This is a genomic window from Marinococcus sp. LNHM4E3-1 (assembly GCF_056034405.1).
Genome location: NZ_JBQLID010000016.1, coordinates 1 through 13,781, shown reverse-complemented (window position 1 = coordinate 13,781; position 13,781 = coordinate 1). Strand labels below are relative to the sequence as shown.

Annotated in this window: 12 protein-coding genes, 1 rRNA gene and 1 other annotated feature; all 13 genes read right to left on the bottom strand. The window is 47.5% G+C overall.

Features of this window, described 5'->3' with window-relative positions; genetic code table 11:
- The gene (cysS, locus tag ACTRXI_RS14210) at positions 1 to 1,395 is read right to left on the bottom strand and encodes a cysteine--tRNA ligase (RefSeq protein ID WP_474263610.1); all 1,395 of its coding nucleotides are present in this window, start codon (positions 1,393 to 1,395) and stop codon (positions 1 to 3) included.
- Positions 1,395 to 2,069, bottom strand: a complete 675-nt coding sequence (gene epsC / locus ACTRXI_RS14205; RefSeq protein ID WP_474263608.1) for a serine O-acetyltransferase EpsC — start codon at positions 2,067 to 2,069, stop codon at positions 1,395 to 1,397. The genes cysS and epsC overlap by 1 nt, the downstream gene beginning before the upstream one ends.
- A gap of 88 nt (positions 2,070 to 2,157) precedes the next feature.
- Positions 2,158 to 2,375, bottom strand: a binding site (T-box leader).
- A gap of 9 nt (positions 2,376 to 2,384) precedes the next feature.
- Positions 2,385 to 3,845, bottom strand: a complete 1,461-nt coding sequence (gene gltX / locus ACTRXI_RS14200; RefSeq protein WP_474263606.1) for a glutamate--tRNA ligase — start codon at positions 3,843 to 3,845, stop codon at positions 2,385 to 2,387.
- A 55-nt stretch (positions 3,846 to 3,900) separates the two neighbouring features.
- A complete protein-coding gene (gene ispF, locus ACTRXI_RS14195; RefSeq protein ID WP_474263604.1) occupies positions 3,901 to 4,380 on the bottom strand; it encodes a 2-C-methyl-D-erythritol 2,4-cyclodiphosphate synthase in 480 nt (159 codons plus the stop codon).
- On the bottom strand, positions 4,380 to 5,075 hold the full coding sequence (gene ispD / locus ACTRXI_RS14190) for a 2-C-methyl-D-erythritol 4-phosphate cytidylyltransferase (protein WP_474263602.1): 696 nt from the start codon (positions 5,073 to 5,075) through the stop codon (positions 4,380 to 4,382). Before ispD ends, ispF begins: the two co-directional genes overlap by 1 nt.
- Before the next feature lie 239 nt (positions 5,076 to 5,314).
- Complete coding sequence (locus ACTRXI_RS14185; protein WP_474263600.1) at positions 5,315 to 6,439, bottom strand: PIN/TRAM domain-containing protein; 1,125 nt, start codon at positions 6,437 to 6,439, stop codon at positions 5,315 to 5,317.
- 183 nt (positions 6,440 to 6,622) lie between these two features.
- Complete coding sequence (gene radA, locus ACTRXI_RS14180; protein WP_322527260.1) at positions 6,623 to 8,011, bottom strand: DNA repair protein RadA; 1,389 nt, start codon at positions 8,009 to 8,011, stop codon at positions 6,623 to 6,625.
- A gap of 132 nt (positions 8,012 to 8,143) precedes the next feature.
- Positions 8,144 to 10,600 (bottom strand): ATP-dependent protease ATP-binding subunit ClpC, encoded by a 2,457-nt coding sequence (clpC, locus tag ACTRXI_RS14175; protein WP_474263597.1) that lies wholly within the window; start codon positions 10,598 to 10,600, stop codon positions 8,144 to 8,146.
- A gap of 30 nt (positions 10,601 to 10,630) precedes the next feature.
- Entirely contained in the window at positions 10,631 to 11,695 is a 1,065-nt protein-coding gene (locus ACTRXI_RS14170; protein ID WP_474263595.1) for a protein arginine kinase, read from the bottom strand.
- Complete coding sequence (locus ACTRXI_RS14165; RefSeq protein ID WP_474263592.1) at positions 11,695 to 12,270, bottom strand: UvrB/UvrC motif-containing protein; 576 nt, start codon at positions 12,268 to 12,270, stop codon at positions 11,695 to 11,697. The genes ACTRXI_RS14170 and ACTRXI_RS14165 overlap by 1 nt, the downstream gene beginning before the upstream one ends.
- A 14-nt stretch (positions 12,271 to 12,284) precedes the next feature.
- Complete coding sequence (locus ACTRXI_RS14160) at positions 12,285 to 12,749, bottom strand: CtsR family transcriptional regulator (protein WP_322527264.1); 465 nt, start codon at positions 12,747 to 12,749, stop codon at positions 12,285 to 12,287.
- 141 nt (positions 12,750 to 12,890) lie between these two features.
- The gene (locus ACTRXI_RS14155) at positions 12,891 to 13,601 is read right to left on the bottom strand and encodes an MgtC/SapB family protein (protein ID WP_474263590.1); all 711 of its coding nucleotides are present in this window, start codon (positions 13,599 to 13,601) and stop codon (positions 12,891 to 12,893) included.
- 103 nt (positions 13,602 to 13,704) lie between these two features.
- Positions 13,705 to 13,781 (bottom strand): 5S ribosomal RNA (rrf, locus tag ACTRXI_RS14150); the annotation flags it as partial.

The window sequence follows — 13,781 nt, the reverse complement described above, 5'->3', positions numbered from 1 at the left end:
TTATTTCCTCTTCCACCGGGTTCCCTGCGGCGTATCTTCCAATAAAATTCCGTCGTTCTCGAGCTGGTCCCGGATTTCATCGGCACGGGCAAAGTTTTTGTTTTTTCTTGCTTCCACCCGTTCTTCGAGAAGCTGTTCAATATCTTCGTCGAGCATTTCTTCTTCTTTTTCCAAAGAAACCCCCAGGACGTTTCCGATTTCTGTCATCGTTTCAATAATTGCGTCCAGCGAATCAATACTTGTCTGCGGCTGCTGCATGTATTTATTTGCTTCCCGGGCCAGGTCAAACAGCACACTGATGGCGTTTGCCGTGTTAAAATCATCGTCCATTTCCTCCAGAAAGCGCGCTTTCGCCCGTTCTGCTGCTTCCCGGCCTTCCCTGCTGCCGCCGTCCGCGCTTTCGCCCCGGCGGTGCTTGACGTTTTCAATCGTCGAACGAAGTCGTTCCAGCCCGGCCCTGGCTGATTCAAGCAGGTCGTTGTCAAAGTTAATAGGATTGCGGTAGTGCGCCTGCATCATGAAAAAGCGGATTACTTCCGGATCGTGCTGCTGAATCATGTCATGCACCAGCACGAAATTACCGAGCGATTTCGACATTTTTTCATTGTTAATATTAATATAGCCGTTATGCATCCAGTAGTGGGCCATCGGTTTTCCGGTCAATGCTTCCGTCTGGGCAATTTCGTTTTCGTGGTGAGGAAATTTTAAATCCTGGCCGCCGGCATGGATGTCGATAGTATCTCCCATATATTTTTTCACCATCGCCGAGCATTCAATATGCCAGCCCGGGCGTCCTTCGCCCCACGGGCTGTCCCAGGCGATTTCGTTTTCCTTCGCTTTTTTCCAGAGCGTGAAGTCCATCGGGTCCTCTTTCTGTTCGCCTATTTCAATCCGCGCGCCCATCTGCAGATCCCCGACAGACTGGGAGGAAAGCTTCCCGTAGTTTTTGAATTTCTTCGTGCGGTAATACACATCACCGTTTGATTCATAGGCAAATCCTTTTGCGATCAGCTGCTCGATAAACTCAATCATTTCTGTCACTGTTTCGGTCGCCCGTGGATGAAGATCCGCTTTTTCAACTCTGAGCGATTCGATATCTTCAAGGTACGTATCAATAAAACGATTAGCGAGCACAGGCACTTCTTCATTCATTTCCTGCGCAGCTTTAATAATTTTGTCATCCACATCGGTAAAATTCGACACGTAATACACATTGTATCCACGGTAGATCAGATAGCGGCGGACAGCATCAAAAACGATAGCAGGACGGGCGTTGCCGATATGAATGTAGTTGTACACAGTCGGCCCGCACACATACATCGTAATCCGGTCCGGGTCTATCGGTTGAAACAGCTCTTTTTGATTAGTTAACGAATTGTATATATGAATCGCCATTACTGCTCTCTTCCTTTCACCGATTGTTCGCGGTTTGCACTTTTATGTTCCGGGAGTTGTTCTTTCAGCAGCTCGATTTCCTCTTCGAGTGAACGGATCTTATCAGCCACCGGATCCGGGAGATTCTGATGGTCGAGCGAGTTTCTGTTGATTTTCACGCCATCCTGTACAACGACCTTTCCCGGAATGCCGACGACCGTCGAGTTGGGCGGCACTTCATTCAATACGACCGAGCCCGCACCAATACGGGAATGCTTACCAATCGTCATGGAACCGAGTACTTTGGCGCCGCTTGCGATTAATACGTGGTCTTCAATCGTCGGATGCCGCTTGCCTTTTTCTTTGCCCGTGCCGCCCAGAGTAACGCCCTGGAAAATCGTGACATTATCGCCGATTTCACATGTTTCTCCGATAACGACCCCCATGCCGTGATCAATAAACAACCGTTCGCCGACCACCGCTCCCGGATGAATTTCAATTCCGGTGACAAAGCGGCTGAGCTGAGAGATCACGCGGGAAAGAAAAAACATCTTTTTCTTCCACAGCCAATGAGCGAAACGATGAGACCATACTGCGTGTACCCCCGCATACGTGAAGACCACTTCCAGACGGTTTCTCGCTGCCGGATCCTGGTCAAATACGACGTCCAAATCATTTTTCAGCGTTTTCCACATGGTGCTTCCCCACTTTCTATTCCTTCTCTCAGGCTTTCATATTATATGCTTAGTATATCAATAAAAAAAACGTCTCTGTGCGAATTCGCACAGAGACGCTTTAAAGCGCGGTTCCACTCTGTTTAAGCGCCGGGACAGACGCTTCTCTTTTTGCCGTAACGGGGCACACTCCGCCGCTGCCTACTATATTCAGCAGAGGACTCCAGGACGCATTTCAAAAACCGGCTCAGTGCCCTCTCTCAGCCAACGGAGAGCATCTCTGTATAAAGCCTGTTGTTTTTTACTTCTTCCTGTCATAGTTTTACCGATATTTATTTAGGAGGAGATAACCTGCTGCAGTCTTGCCTGCACGACGTTTCTTCCGAGGAGCGAAATGGCTGCCGGGAGCTCGGGTCCGTGCGTCTGCCCGGTCGTTGCCACCCGGACTGGCATAAATAGCTGCTTTCCTTTATAGCCTGTCGCTTTCTGGGTAGCTTTTACCGCTTTTTTCACCGTTTCCGGTTCAAAATCCGGAGCCTCGTCAAGCTCTTTCGAGAAGTGCTGAAGTACGGTGCTTACATGCTCCTGCTCGAGTACTTCCCGGGCTTCCTGGGTATAGTCGATTTCTGTTTTGAAGAACAGATCTGTCAGATCGACAATTTCTGCTGCATAGTGCATTTGTTCCTGATAGATCCCGACAAGCTGCTTCAGCCACTCGTACTGGTCTTCCGAAAGTTCTGCCGGCAGCTTTCCTGCTTCCTGCAGATGCGGAAGTGCAAGCAGCGTAAGACGTTCTGTGTCCACTTCTTTTACGTACTGGTTGTTCATCCAGGCAAGTTTGTCCGTATCAAAGACCGCCGGCGCCTTCGAAACCCGTTCAAGTGAAAACTGTTCTTTTAATTCTTCAATCGTAAACAGCTCCTCTTCTCCTTTTGGAGACCACCCGAGCAGTGCCAGAAAGTTCACGATAGCTTCCGGAAGATATCCAAGATCACGGTACTGTTCTACAAATTGAATAACGGAGCCATCACGCTTGCTCATTTTTTGGCGGTTCGGATTCAAAATCAGTGAAGCGTGGGCAAAACGCGGCTTTTCCCAGTCAAAGGCATCGTAGACCAGAGCCTGCCGCGGCGTGTTGGAAAGATGCTCTTCTGCACGGATGACGTGGGAAATTTCCATCAAATGATCATCAATCACTACCGCAAAGTTGTATGTTGGTATGCCGTCTTTACGGGCGATGACAAAATCACCGATATCGTTGGATTCGAAAATAACATTTCCTCTTACAACATCATCAATGATGACGCTCTGTCCTTCAGGAACACGGAAACGAACGACCGGCTTAATGCCCTGGTCTTCATATGCTTTCCGCTGCTCTGGTGTAAGATCCCGATCCCGTCCGCTGTATTTCGGCGCTTCCCCGCGGGCCATCTGTTCCTCTCTTTCCTGGGCAAGCTCTTCTTCTGTCATATAATCATAGTAGGCCTTGCCTTCATCGAGAAGACGCTGGACATATTCTTTATACAGTCCGATTCGCTCCATCGACTGATAAGGAGCATGCGGGCCGCCGACATCCACACTTTCATCCCATTCAATGCCAAGCCAGCGCAGGCTTTCCATTAAACGGGCCGTAGCGTCTTCCACATTACGCTCCTGGTCTGTATCTTCAATCCGCAGAATAAAATCTCCGCCCTGGCTTCTCGCGAATAAATAATTAAATAATGCCGAGCGCGCTCCGCCGATATGAAGATGGCCGGTTGGACTCGGAGCAAACCGTACACGTACTTTTTCACTCATTTCCTTCACCCTCCGTAGACTTTCTGTTTTTTATATTCTCTATTTTTACGTATATTTAATCGGCTGGCTGCAGAAGTACAACAGCATGAGCAGCAATACCTTCTTTTCGGCCGACGAATCCTAGCTTCTCTGTGGTCGTCGCTTTTACATTCACCTGGTCCTCTGCTTGTGCTTCAAGCAGTTCGCCGATACGCTTTTTCATTTCCGGAATATGCGGAGCCATTTTTGGCTGCTGGGCCAGTATAGTCGCATCGACATTTCCAAGCTTCCATCCCTTTGCTTTCACAAGACTGCAGGCATGAGCAAGCAGGTCCGCAGAATCAGCATCTTTAAATTCCGGGTCCGTATCCGGGAAATGCCTGCCGATATCGCCGAGCCCGACTGCCCCTAGTATCGCATCTGTTACTGCATGAAGTAAAACGTCTGCATCCGAATGTCCGAGCAGTCCTTTATCGTGAGGAACGTTTATCCCTCCCAGGATTAAAGGCCGTCCTTCCTGCAGCTGGTGTACATCATATCCATGTCCAATTCTCATTACTTTCTTCCCTCTCTTCGCTTCTGCAAAATCGCCCGGGCTACCACCATGTCTTCAGGAGTGGTCAATTTAATATTATCGTAGCTTCCTTCCACAATCTTTACCGGCCGGCCCATATATTCCACAAGGCTGGTATCGTCTGTGCCAATAATCTGGTGGGTTGCTGCGTAATCGTAGGCTTCCGTCACCACCGCTGCCTGAAACGCCTGCGGGGTCTGTACCGCCCATAAGCTGGAACGGTCGATCGTTTCAAGCACCGTCTCCCCATCTGTACGTTTGACGGTGTCTTTCATTTTTGTGCCAAGCACTGCTGCCCCTGTTTGCTCTGCCTGTTCCACGAGGCGGTGAATATCTTCCTGTTCCACGAATGGGCGGGCCCCGTCGTGCACCAGAACGACCCGGTGCTCGGGAAGAAGGCGTTTCAAGCCTTCGTGCACACTGTTCTGTCGCTCATTTCCACCTACAACCACCTGCTTCACCTTCCGAATGCCCCACTCTTCGAAAAGCTCTTCCATGTCATAAATTTCTGAAGCATTGGCAACAACAATAATTTCTTTACACCACGGATCCTGCTCGAAAACAGATGCAGTGTGAATTATTAATGGCCGTTCTTCTAAAACGAGAAACTGTTTATTATGGCCTGCCAGCATTCGTTTTCCCTGGCCGGCTGCAGGAATGACTACCGCATAGTTCATAGTACCTCTCCAATTTCAAGACATTATGTTCCCGTTGTATGTATTGCTTTTTCTCTGCTTTTTTAGCAAAGTCCGCCTGTTAATAATATGCTGATACCCGAAAAACGCTGTATTTATTCTACCGCACCGCTTATCAAACATTAATTTTACCAAAACTTCCCCTATAGGAAAAGCTGCCAGCTATTTATATTTGATGGAAATCCGCATAAAAAAACCCTGTGCAGGCACAGGGCATCTCATTATAAAGCTTTTTCGCGTTTCGATACCTTTGGTTTTGCAAATATCATCCGTCCCGCACTTGTCTGCAGGACACTCGTGACTACCACTTCTATTTCCTGGCCGATATAGCCTTTGCCGCTTTCGACTACAATCATCGTGCCATCGTCTAAGTATCCAATCCCCTGGCTTTGTTCCTTGCCGTCTTTGATTACCTGGACCATCATTTCCTCACCAGGAAGAACCACCGGTTTGACTGCATTAGCCAAATCATTGATGTTTAATACACTGACGCCTTGAAGGTCGCACACTTTGTTTAAATTAAAATCATTGGTGACGACAATACCATTTCGCACTTTCGCAAGCTTTACCAGCTTGCTGTCCACTTCATGAATGTCTTCAAAATCGGCGTCCGTAATCTCTACTTCGATAGGAAGCTCCTTCTGAATACGATTTAAAATATCGAGTCCTCGACGGCCCCGGTTACGCTTTAATACGTCTGAGGAATCCGCAATATGCTGAAGCTCTTCAAGTACGAACTCCGGGATCACCAGCTTCCCTTCAATAAATCCTGACTGGCAGATATCTGCAATGCGCCCGTCAATAATCACACTTGTATCGAGCAGCTTCTCCCACGCCTGGTTTTCTTCTGAAGCTGCTGCAGCAGCCAGCGCTGCTTCTTCCTTTGCTGCAGCGTTTTTTGAGCTTGAAAAAAGGCCCAACAGTTCATCACGCTTTTTAAATCCAATCTGAAAGCCAAAATAGCCGCAGAAAAAGGATAAAAATAGGGGAAGAACGGAATCAATTACTGGAATACGGATAGAATTGAGTGGAAGAGAAATTAGAAAGGCAACCACCAGGCCAAAAATCAGTCCAAGCGTTCCAAACAGCACGTCTGTGACAGGAGCTTTCACGACCTTCTCTTCAAGGAACCGCATGCCGTTGACAATTGGCGTTGCGATCCAAAGGCTCACGGCCCAAAACACAAACCCAACGATTACCGCTCCTACAACAGCACCGATATAGGCATTGTAAACCCATTCAGGAAAAGTATAAAAAGGAAATAAAGAAATAAGTTCAGGAATATAAAGGAATCCTAACGTAATACCGGCAAGAACAAAAAATAATTGTACAATCTTTTCCAACACTTTCCAAACACCTCCTTAAGTGTATTATAAACATTTTTCCTCTGGTACAAACCACTAACGTCATATTTATCATAACTTTGGACAATTTGATACAATATGTTCATGAGATTGTTGAATTTTCTTAATTATTAGGAAAAAGGATAGAGAAGGTCCCCCTATGCGATCAGGACCTTCATCTTTAATTTATCTAAGCGGCGCTGGTTCGAGTGCAGCATCAAGTGCTTCTTCAAGCGTTTTGACGCCTACTACCTGAATGCCTTCCGGAAATGTCCAGCCCCCGATATTCTTCGATGGAATAATCGCCCGCGAAAACCCAAGCTTCGCTGCTTCTTTCACGCGCTCCTCCACCCTGGAAATACGCCGGATTTCTCCGGTAAGGCCGACTTCTCCCATAACAATGTCACCCGGGTTTGTGGATTGATTCCGAAAGCTCGAGGCAACGCATATAGCAATACCAAGGTCGACTGCCGGCTCGTCGAGCTTCACGCCTCCGGCGACATTAATATAGGCATCCTGGTTTTGAAGAAGCATGCCAAGACGCTTTTCAAGCACTGCCATCAGAAGCGCAATCCGGTTCTGGTCGATTCCTGTAGCCGTACGGCGCGGGTAAGCATAGCTGGTAGGGGCGATCAGCGCCTGCAGTTCTACAAGCACCGGCCGGGTCCCCTCCAGAGAAGCTACAACAGCTGATCCCGAAGTACCCTCCGTCCGCTCTTCAAGAAAGATTTCTGAAGGATTTGTTACTTCCTTCAGTCCAGCCTCCTTCATTTCAAATATTCCAATTTCGTTCGTCGAACCAAATCTGTTTTTAACGGCCCGTAAAATCCGGTACGTATTATGCTGTTCGCCTTCAAAATAAAGCACAGAATCCACCATATGCTCGAGCATTTTAGGTCCGGCAATGGACCCCTGCTTGGTCATGTGTCCTACAACAAATACAGCAATGCCCTGATTTTTTGCAATGTGCATAAACGTCGACGTCGATTCACGCACCTGCGCTACGCTCCCGGGCGCCGACTGGATTTCATCCGAATGGACGGTCTGAATCGAATCGATAATCACAAGATCCGGCTTCACTTCCTCCATCGCAGCTTCAATGCGCTCCATGTTCGTTTCTGTAAAGACAAACAGCGTGTCTGCTTCCACTCCGAGCCGTTCCGCTCTCATTTTCGTCTGCTTGACCGACTCCTCTCCGGAAACATAAAGGACACGGTACTTCTGAGAAGCAAGCAGAGCAGAAACCTGCAGAAGCAGCGTTGACTTCCCAATTCCCGGGTCTCCCCCAACAAGTACGAGTGACCCGGGCACGATGCCCCCGCCTAATACTCTGTTTAGTTCGCCTACAGACGTTGAAATGCGGTTTTCCTTTTCTCCGGTTACCTGGGTAATCGGTGTCGGTTTGTCAGCTTCGCTGAATACATTTGCCGCCGGGCGACGGCCTGCTTTCGATGCCGGTGCTTCTTTTTCCTCTACCATCGTATTCCAGTTGCTGCAGGCAGGACAGCGCCCCATCCATTTTTGGGTTTCATACCCGCACTCCTGGCAGACAAATTTTGTTTTAGCTTTTGCCATACGATCCTCCTCTTTTACTACGGGCTGTATCTATTTTTCGTTTCGATTCCACGTAATTTTATCGTTCATAAAAAGAAAAACAGCTGCCCCCTGACATTAATATGCCACAAGGCAGCTGTTTCAAGTATAGCTTTATTGCGCTTTCGCTGTGCCTGATTTTGTTTCAACGATAAATTCATCGTCTTTCACGTCAATCACAGCAGTGTTGCCTTCTTCAAGCGTACCTTTAAGCAGTTCATCGGACAAACGGTCTTCCACGTGACGCTGCAGAGCACGTCTGAGCGGGCGGGCCCCGTATTCAGGATCAAAACCTTCGTCAGCAATTTTATCAAGTGCTGTTTCAGTAATTTCAATGCTGATACCATGCTCTTCCACACGCTTTTTAAGCTGCTCTGTCATTAAGCGCACGATCTTTTTGATGTGCTCTTTTTCCAGGCTGTGGAAGACAATGATTTCATCCAGACGGTTGATAAATTCAGGACGGAACGTGTTTTTCAGTTCGCCCATGATTTTATCCCGCATATCATCGAATTTCTGCTCGGTGGACTGGGCAGCGAAGCCGACACTTTTATTTTGACGCAGAGTACTTGCCCCGACGTTTGATGTCAGAATCAGCGCTGTATTTCTAAAGTCGACCCGGCGTCCTTTAGAGTCGGTAAGAAAACCGTCTTCAAGTACTTGAAGCAGAATGTTAAATACTTCCGGGTGAGCTTTTTCGATTTCATCCAGCAAAATTACGGAGTACGGGTTACGGCGCACTTTTTCTGTCAGCTGTCCGCCTTCTTCATAGCCGACATAGCCTGGAGGAGAACCGACCAGGCGGCTCGTCGCGTGGCGTTCCATATATTCGGACATATCGATTCGGATAATCGATTCTTCATCGCCAAACAATGTTTCTGCAACAGCGCGTGCCAGCTCCGTTTTACCTACACCGGTAGGCCCAAGGAAGATAAAGGAGCCGATCGGCCGTTTTGGATCTTTCAATCCGGCACGGGCACGGCGTACTGCTTTGGAAATAGCATTGACTGCTTCGTCCTGGCCGACAACCCGGTTATGCAGGATGTCTTCCATGTGAAGCAGGCGGTCCGTTTCTTCTTCTGCGAGCTTGGATACTGGAACGCCTGTCCAGCTTGAAACCACCTGAGCAATGTCTTCTGTCGTAATCGCAGAGTTTTCCTGCCCCTGTTTTTCTTTCCATTCGTTTTTCATCTCTTCGACTTCCGCCCGAAGCCGCTGTTCGGAATCACGGAGTGAAGCCGCTTTTTCAAATTCCTGACTCTGCACGGCCGCATCCTTTTCCTTACGCGTTTCTTCGAGATTCTGCTCGAGTTCTTTCAGGTTCGGCGGCGCTGTATAAGAACGCAGACGCACCCGTGAACCTGCTTCGTCGATTAAGTCGATTGCTTTATCCGGAAGGAAACGGTCCGAAATATACCGGTCGGATAATTTTACTGCCTGTTCAATCGCCTCGTCTCCGATAGTTACCCGGTGATGGGCTTCGTAACGGTCTCTCAGTCCGGCAAGAATTTGAATGGATTCTTCAAGTGTCGGTTCGTCCACCTGAATTGGCTGGAAACGACGTTCAAGCGCAGCATCTTTTTCAATATACTTGCGGTACTCATCCAGGGTAGTGGCACCGATGCACTGAAGCTCTCCTCGTGCGAGTGAAGGCTTCAGGATGTTCGAGGCATCGATTGCACCTTCTGCGCCACCGGCACCGATTAATGTATGCAGTTCATCAATGAACAGCAGCACATTTCCGGACTGACGAATCTCTTCCATTACTTTCTTCAAACGGTCTTCAAATTCACCGCGGTATTTTGTGCCGGCAACAACAGTACCCATATCGAGAGTCATAACCCGCTTATTGCGGAGCGTTTCCGGCACTTCATTGGAAACGATCGACAGAGCGAGGCCTTCAGCGATAGCTGTTTTGCCTACACCAGGCTCCCCGATAAGAACCGGGTTGTTTTTCGTCCGGCGGCTTAATACCTGAATAACACGTTCAATTTCCTGGCTTCTTCCAATTACCGGATCAAGGCCTTCTTCTTTAGCTACTGCCGTCAAATCTCTTGCTAAACTGTCAAGAGTCGGCGTGTTGGCACTTCCACCTGCTCCCGGAGCCTGCTGGCTTCCCGAGCTCGAAGCCCCTTCATTGCTTCCGAGAAGCTGAAGCACCTGCTGGCGGGCTTTGTTCAGACTAACTCCAAGATTATTCAGCACCCGGGCTGCAACGCCTTCCCCTTCCCGGATTAATCCAAGCAGAATATGCTCTGTGCCGACATAGGAATGGCCAAGCTTTCGTGCCTCATCCATGGAAAGCTCAATAACTTTTTTCGCCCGCGGGGTATAATGAATCGTTTTCGACCCCTGCTGGCCTGTGCCGATAAGGGTTTCCACCTCCTGCTGAATCTGGTCTGTATCCAAATTCAGTGCCTGCAGAGCTTTTGCAGCAATGCCCTCACCTTCACGCACTAAACCGAGCAGAATATGCTCTGTTCCTATATTATTATGGCCAAGGCGGATAGCTTCTTCCTGAGCTAGCGCCAGTACTTTTTGCGCTCGTTCTGTAAAACGGCCGAACATCATGTTGCACGCACCTCCTACGCATTAGTAAATCTATAGTTCAAGTTTTATTCTCTCACGGATCACATTTGCCCGTCTTATATCTGCTTCTTCCTGACTCAGTGATTTTCCTGCATACTGCTCAAGAAAACCAGGCTGAGTCAGTAACATAAGTTCATTCAAAATATTACCCGGAATCCCTTTAATTAAATCCAGATCGATACCAAGCCTTACATCTGATAAACGGTTAGCAGCCTCTTTTGTCGTCATTGTCCGGCTGTATGCAAGGATACCGTAGGATCTGAACACCCTGTCTTCGAGCTTTAACCTTGAAGAGCTGAGCAGAGACTCGCGTGCATGGCGTTCTCTTTGAATCACCTGCATTACTACACCGCGCAGATCTTCGATAATATCTTTTTCAGATTTTCCCAGTGTCATCTGGTTGGAAATTTGGAAAAGATTGCCTAGTGCTTCACTGCCTTCTCCGTAAATGCCTCTTACGACCAGGCCAAGCTGGTGAATAGCCGGGAGAATACGGCTGAGTTGATTGGTCCAGACTAACGCAGGCAGGTGTACCATTACTGAAGCTCTCATACCTGTCCCTACATTCGTCGGGCAGCTTGTTAAGTAACCGAGCCGTTCGTCAAACGCATAGGTAAGGTTAGCCTCTGCCCAATCGTCCAGACGGTCAGCTTCATTGTAACATTCTTCAAGCTGCATACCGTTACTCAGACATTGAAGACGCAAATGATCTTCCTCATTAACCATAATACTGATTGATTCATCGTTATTCAAAAGAACAGCACTATGTTCCATATTTTTTATTAAATACGGGCTGACAAGATGCTTTTCCACCAGTACCTGCCGTTCATTCGGACGAAGCTCATTCATATTCAACGCTTCAAGAGAGCCTACTTCTTCTGACTGATTCAACAGAGTGGAGGAAGCATAGCGCAGAAGTGTTGCACTTGCTTCTTCTGAAGCAAAAACAGGAAAGGGGTACTGCTCTATATTACGGGCAAGCCGGATCCGGGTGCTGAGGGCAATATCGCCTTCCGGTCCCGGCCCTTCCTGCATCCACGGACTGATCGCTTCTGAAAAAAAGTGCTCGGATGCCATCAGCTGTCTTCCTCCCTTCCCTGAAACTGCTTTTCAAGGGTACGGATTTCGTCTCTTAATTCCGCAGCTTTTTCAAACTCTTCATTTTGGACGAGAATGTTAATCTGTTGTTTTTTCTCCTCGAGCTCCCTTTGGGCATGCAGCTTCTCGTGCCTGTGTTTTGGGACCTTGCCGGTATGATTGGTATTGCCGCTGTGCACCCGGCGAAAAACAGGCGTCAGCTTCGACTCAAATGCGTGATAGCAATGAGCACAGCCCAATCGGCCGGTTTTAGTGAACTGCTTATACGTCAGTCCGCAGTTGTCGCATGTCAGCGGCCTGTTTGTGTTTGTTTTTTTCGGCTGTTTTTTTTCAGCGTTTCCAGCTGTACTGGGCTGGTCCATGTTTAGTAAGTCCGACAATAAATCCTGGATGGTATAGCCGCCCGCAGCCGACATGAAAGAATGCTCTGTTTCAGAGGATTCCCCCTGTTCTTTGGCACACTCTTCGCATAAATGAAGCTCTGTTTTAGCTCCATTAACGATTTTCGTATAATGCAAAGAGGCCGGACGCTGACCGCAATTCTGGCAGATCATATATCTTCCCTCCCTTATTCATAGCGCAGACTTTCTATCATAGCTTGCATAATCCGCGCACGAACAATATCCCTTTCTTCTGGATACTTTAAGGCCAGTATAGACCTATCAACTGCCGCAAGCATCAAATTTGCTTCACGCTTATTCACCACGTTTTCCTCAAACAAACGCATAATAACGCTCTCTGCTGTTCTTTGGTCAATACCGTGCCCTACAAGATCTGAAACCTGCCGAAGCAGTTCTGCGTGATCTGAAATTTTAGCCCTTGTAATTCGTATATACCCGCCACCACCACGTTTACTCTCTACTACATAGCCTTTTTCAATAGTAAAACGCGTGCTTATGACATAGTTAATCTGGGAGGGGACACACTCAAAGCGCTTTGCAAGTTCACTTCTTTTAATTTCAATTAGATCCTGTTCACTCTGTGTTAAAATTTGTTTCAAATAATTTTCAATAACATCAGACATGCTTTTCATTCCCGCGACCTCCTCTCCGCCCCGGTTCGTCTTGCTATTATCAAAAAATTGATTTTGACTATCTTTGACTATAATATATAATATTATTCAACTGTTTTCAAGCTAGAGACGAGCAAAATGAAAAATCCGTCCTGCAGTATGTTACTCATAGGACGGATTAAGCTCTATTTCTTTTATGCTTTCTATTTTATATAAAGACTCATACAGTTCTGTTTCAGCTATCCCCTCCGGCAGTTGAACTTTAATATAATAATGAAGCAGAGGGGCTTCGTCTTCATCAAATTCCTTGCCCTTTATTTTTTGAACTTGAACTTCCATGCTTTCCAGACGTTGAATCGTCTCGCCGAGCTCATTTGCCTCTTTGTTCATAGCTATAAACAATACGTCCGTATCAGAAACGTTTTTAAACCATTTGTCTACGTGGTTTAAAAAGATAAGACTTGTCAATACAAGAACTGTAGCGGCAATACCAGCAAAAAACATGCCTGCTCCTATAGTCAAGCCGATAGCAGCGACTATCCAGATGGAAGCAGCAGTAGTCAGCCCCCGGATAGAAGCACCCTGGACTATAATGGTACCAGCGCCGAGGAAGCCAATCCCACTTATTACATAAGAGGCCAGACGTGAAGGATCATAAGCAACCAAATCCCCGTTTTGGTTTAAATAATCCTGAAAGCCAAACAACGCAAGCAGCATCACTAAACAGGAACCGGTCCCAACCAGCATGTGGGTCCGAAAACCAGCTGGATGGCCTTTCGATTCACGTTCAATTCCTATTACTCCCGCCAAAAAGGCAGCAAGAATTAAACGAATGAGTATCGTAATTGATTCATATTCCATCCACTGCTCCACCTGAGTCACATCCTTTCATTTATTATACCTTATCTTTTTTACTTTGTTTAACGCTTCATGATATAAAAAAACCGCTTCCCCGAAAAGGGAAACGGTTGAATTCGCCCGGCAGCGATCTACTTTCACGGGGGGAGAACCCCCGGCTATCATCAACGCTGAAGAGCTTAACTTCCGTGTTCG

What these genes read in the sequence shown, in the direction of transcription:
- cysS (WP_474263610.1), bottom strand. Translation starts at nt 1,395, where the DNA reads ATGGCGATTCATATATACAATTCGTTAACTAATCAAAAAGAGCTGTTT.
- epsC (WP_474263608.1), bottom strand. Translation starts at nt 2,069, where the DNA reads ATGTGGAAAACGCTGAAAAATGATTTGGACGTCGTATTTGACCAGGAT.
- gltX (WP_474263606.1), bottom strand. Translation starts at nt 3,845, where the DNA reads ATGAGTGAAAAAGTACGTGTACGGTTTGCTCCGAGTCCAACCGGCCAT.
- ispF (WP_474263604.1), bottom strand. Translation starts at nt 4,380, where the DNA reads ATGAGAATTGGACATGGATATGATGTACACCAGCTGCAGGAAGGACGG.
- ispD (WP_474263602.1), bottom strand. Translation starts at nt 5,075, where the DNA reads ATGAACTATGCGGTAGTCATTCCTGCAGCCGGCCAGGGAAAACGAATG.
- radA (WP_322527260.1), bottom strand. Translation starts at nt 8,011, where the DNA reads ATGGCAAAAGCTAAAACAAAATTTGTCTGCCAGGAGTGCGGGTATGAA.
- clpC (WP_474263597.1), bottom strand. Translation starts at nt 10,600, where the DNA reads ATGATGTTCGGCCGTTTTACAGAACGAGCGCAAAAAGTACTGGCGCTA.
- ACTRXI_RS14170 (WP_474263595.1), bottom strand. Translation starts at nt 11,695, where the DNA reads ATGGCATCCGAGCACTTTTTTTCAGAAGCGATCAGTCCGTGGATGCAG.
- ACTRXI_RS14165 (WP_474263592.1), bottom strand. Translation starts at nt 12,270, where the DNA reads ATGATCTGCCAGAATTGCGGTCAGCGTCCGGCCTCTTTGCATTATACG.
- ACTRXI_RS14160 (WP_322527264.1), bottom strand. Translation starts at nt 12,749, where the DNA reads ATGAAAAGCATGTCTGATGTTATTGAAAATTATTTGAAACAAATTTTA.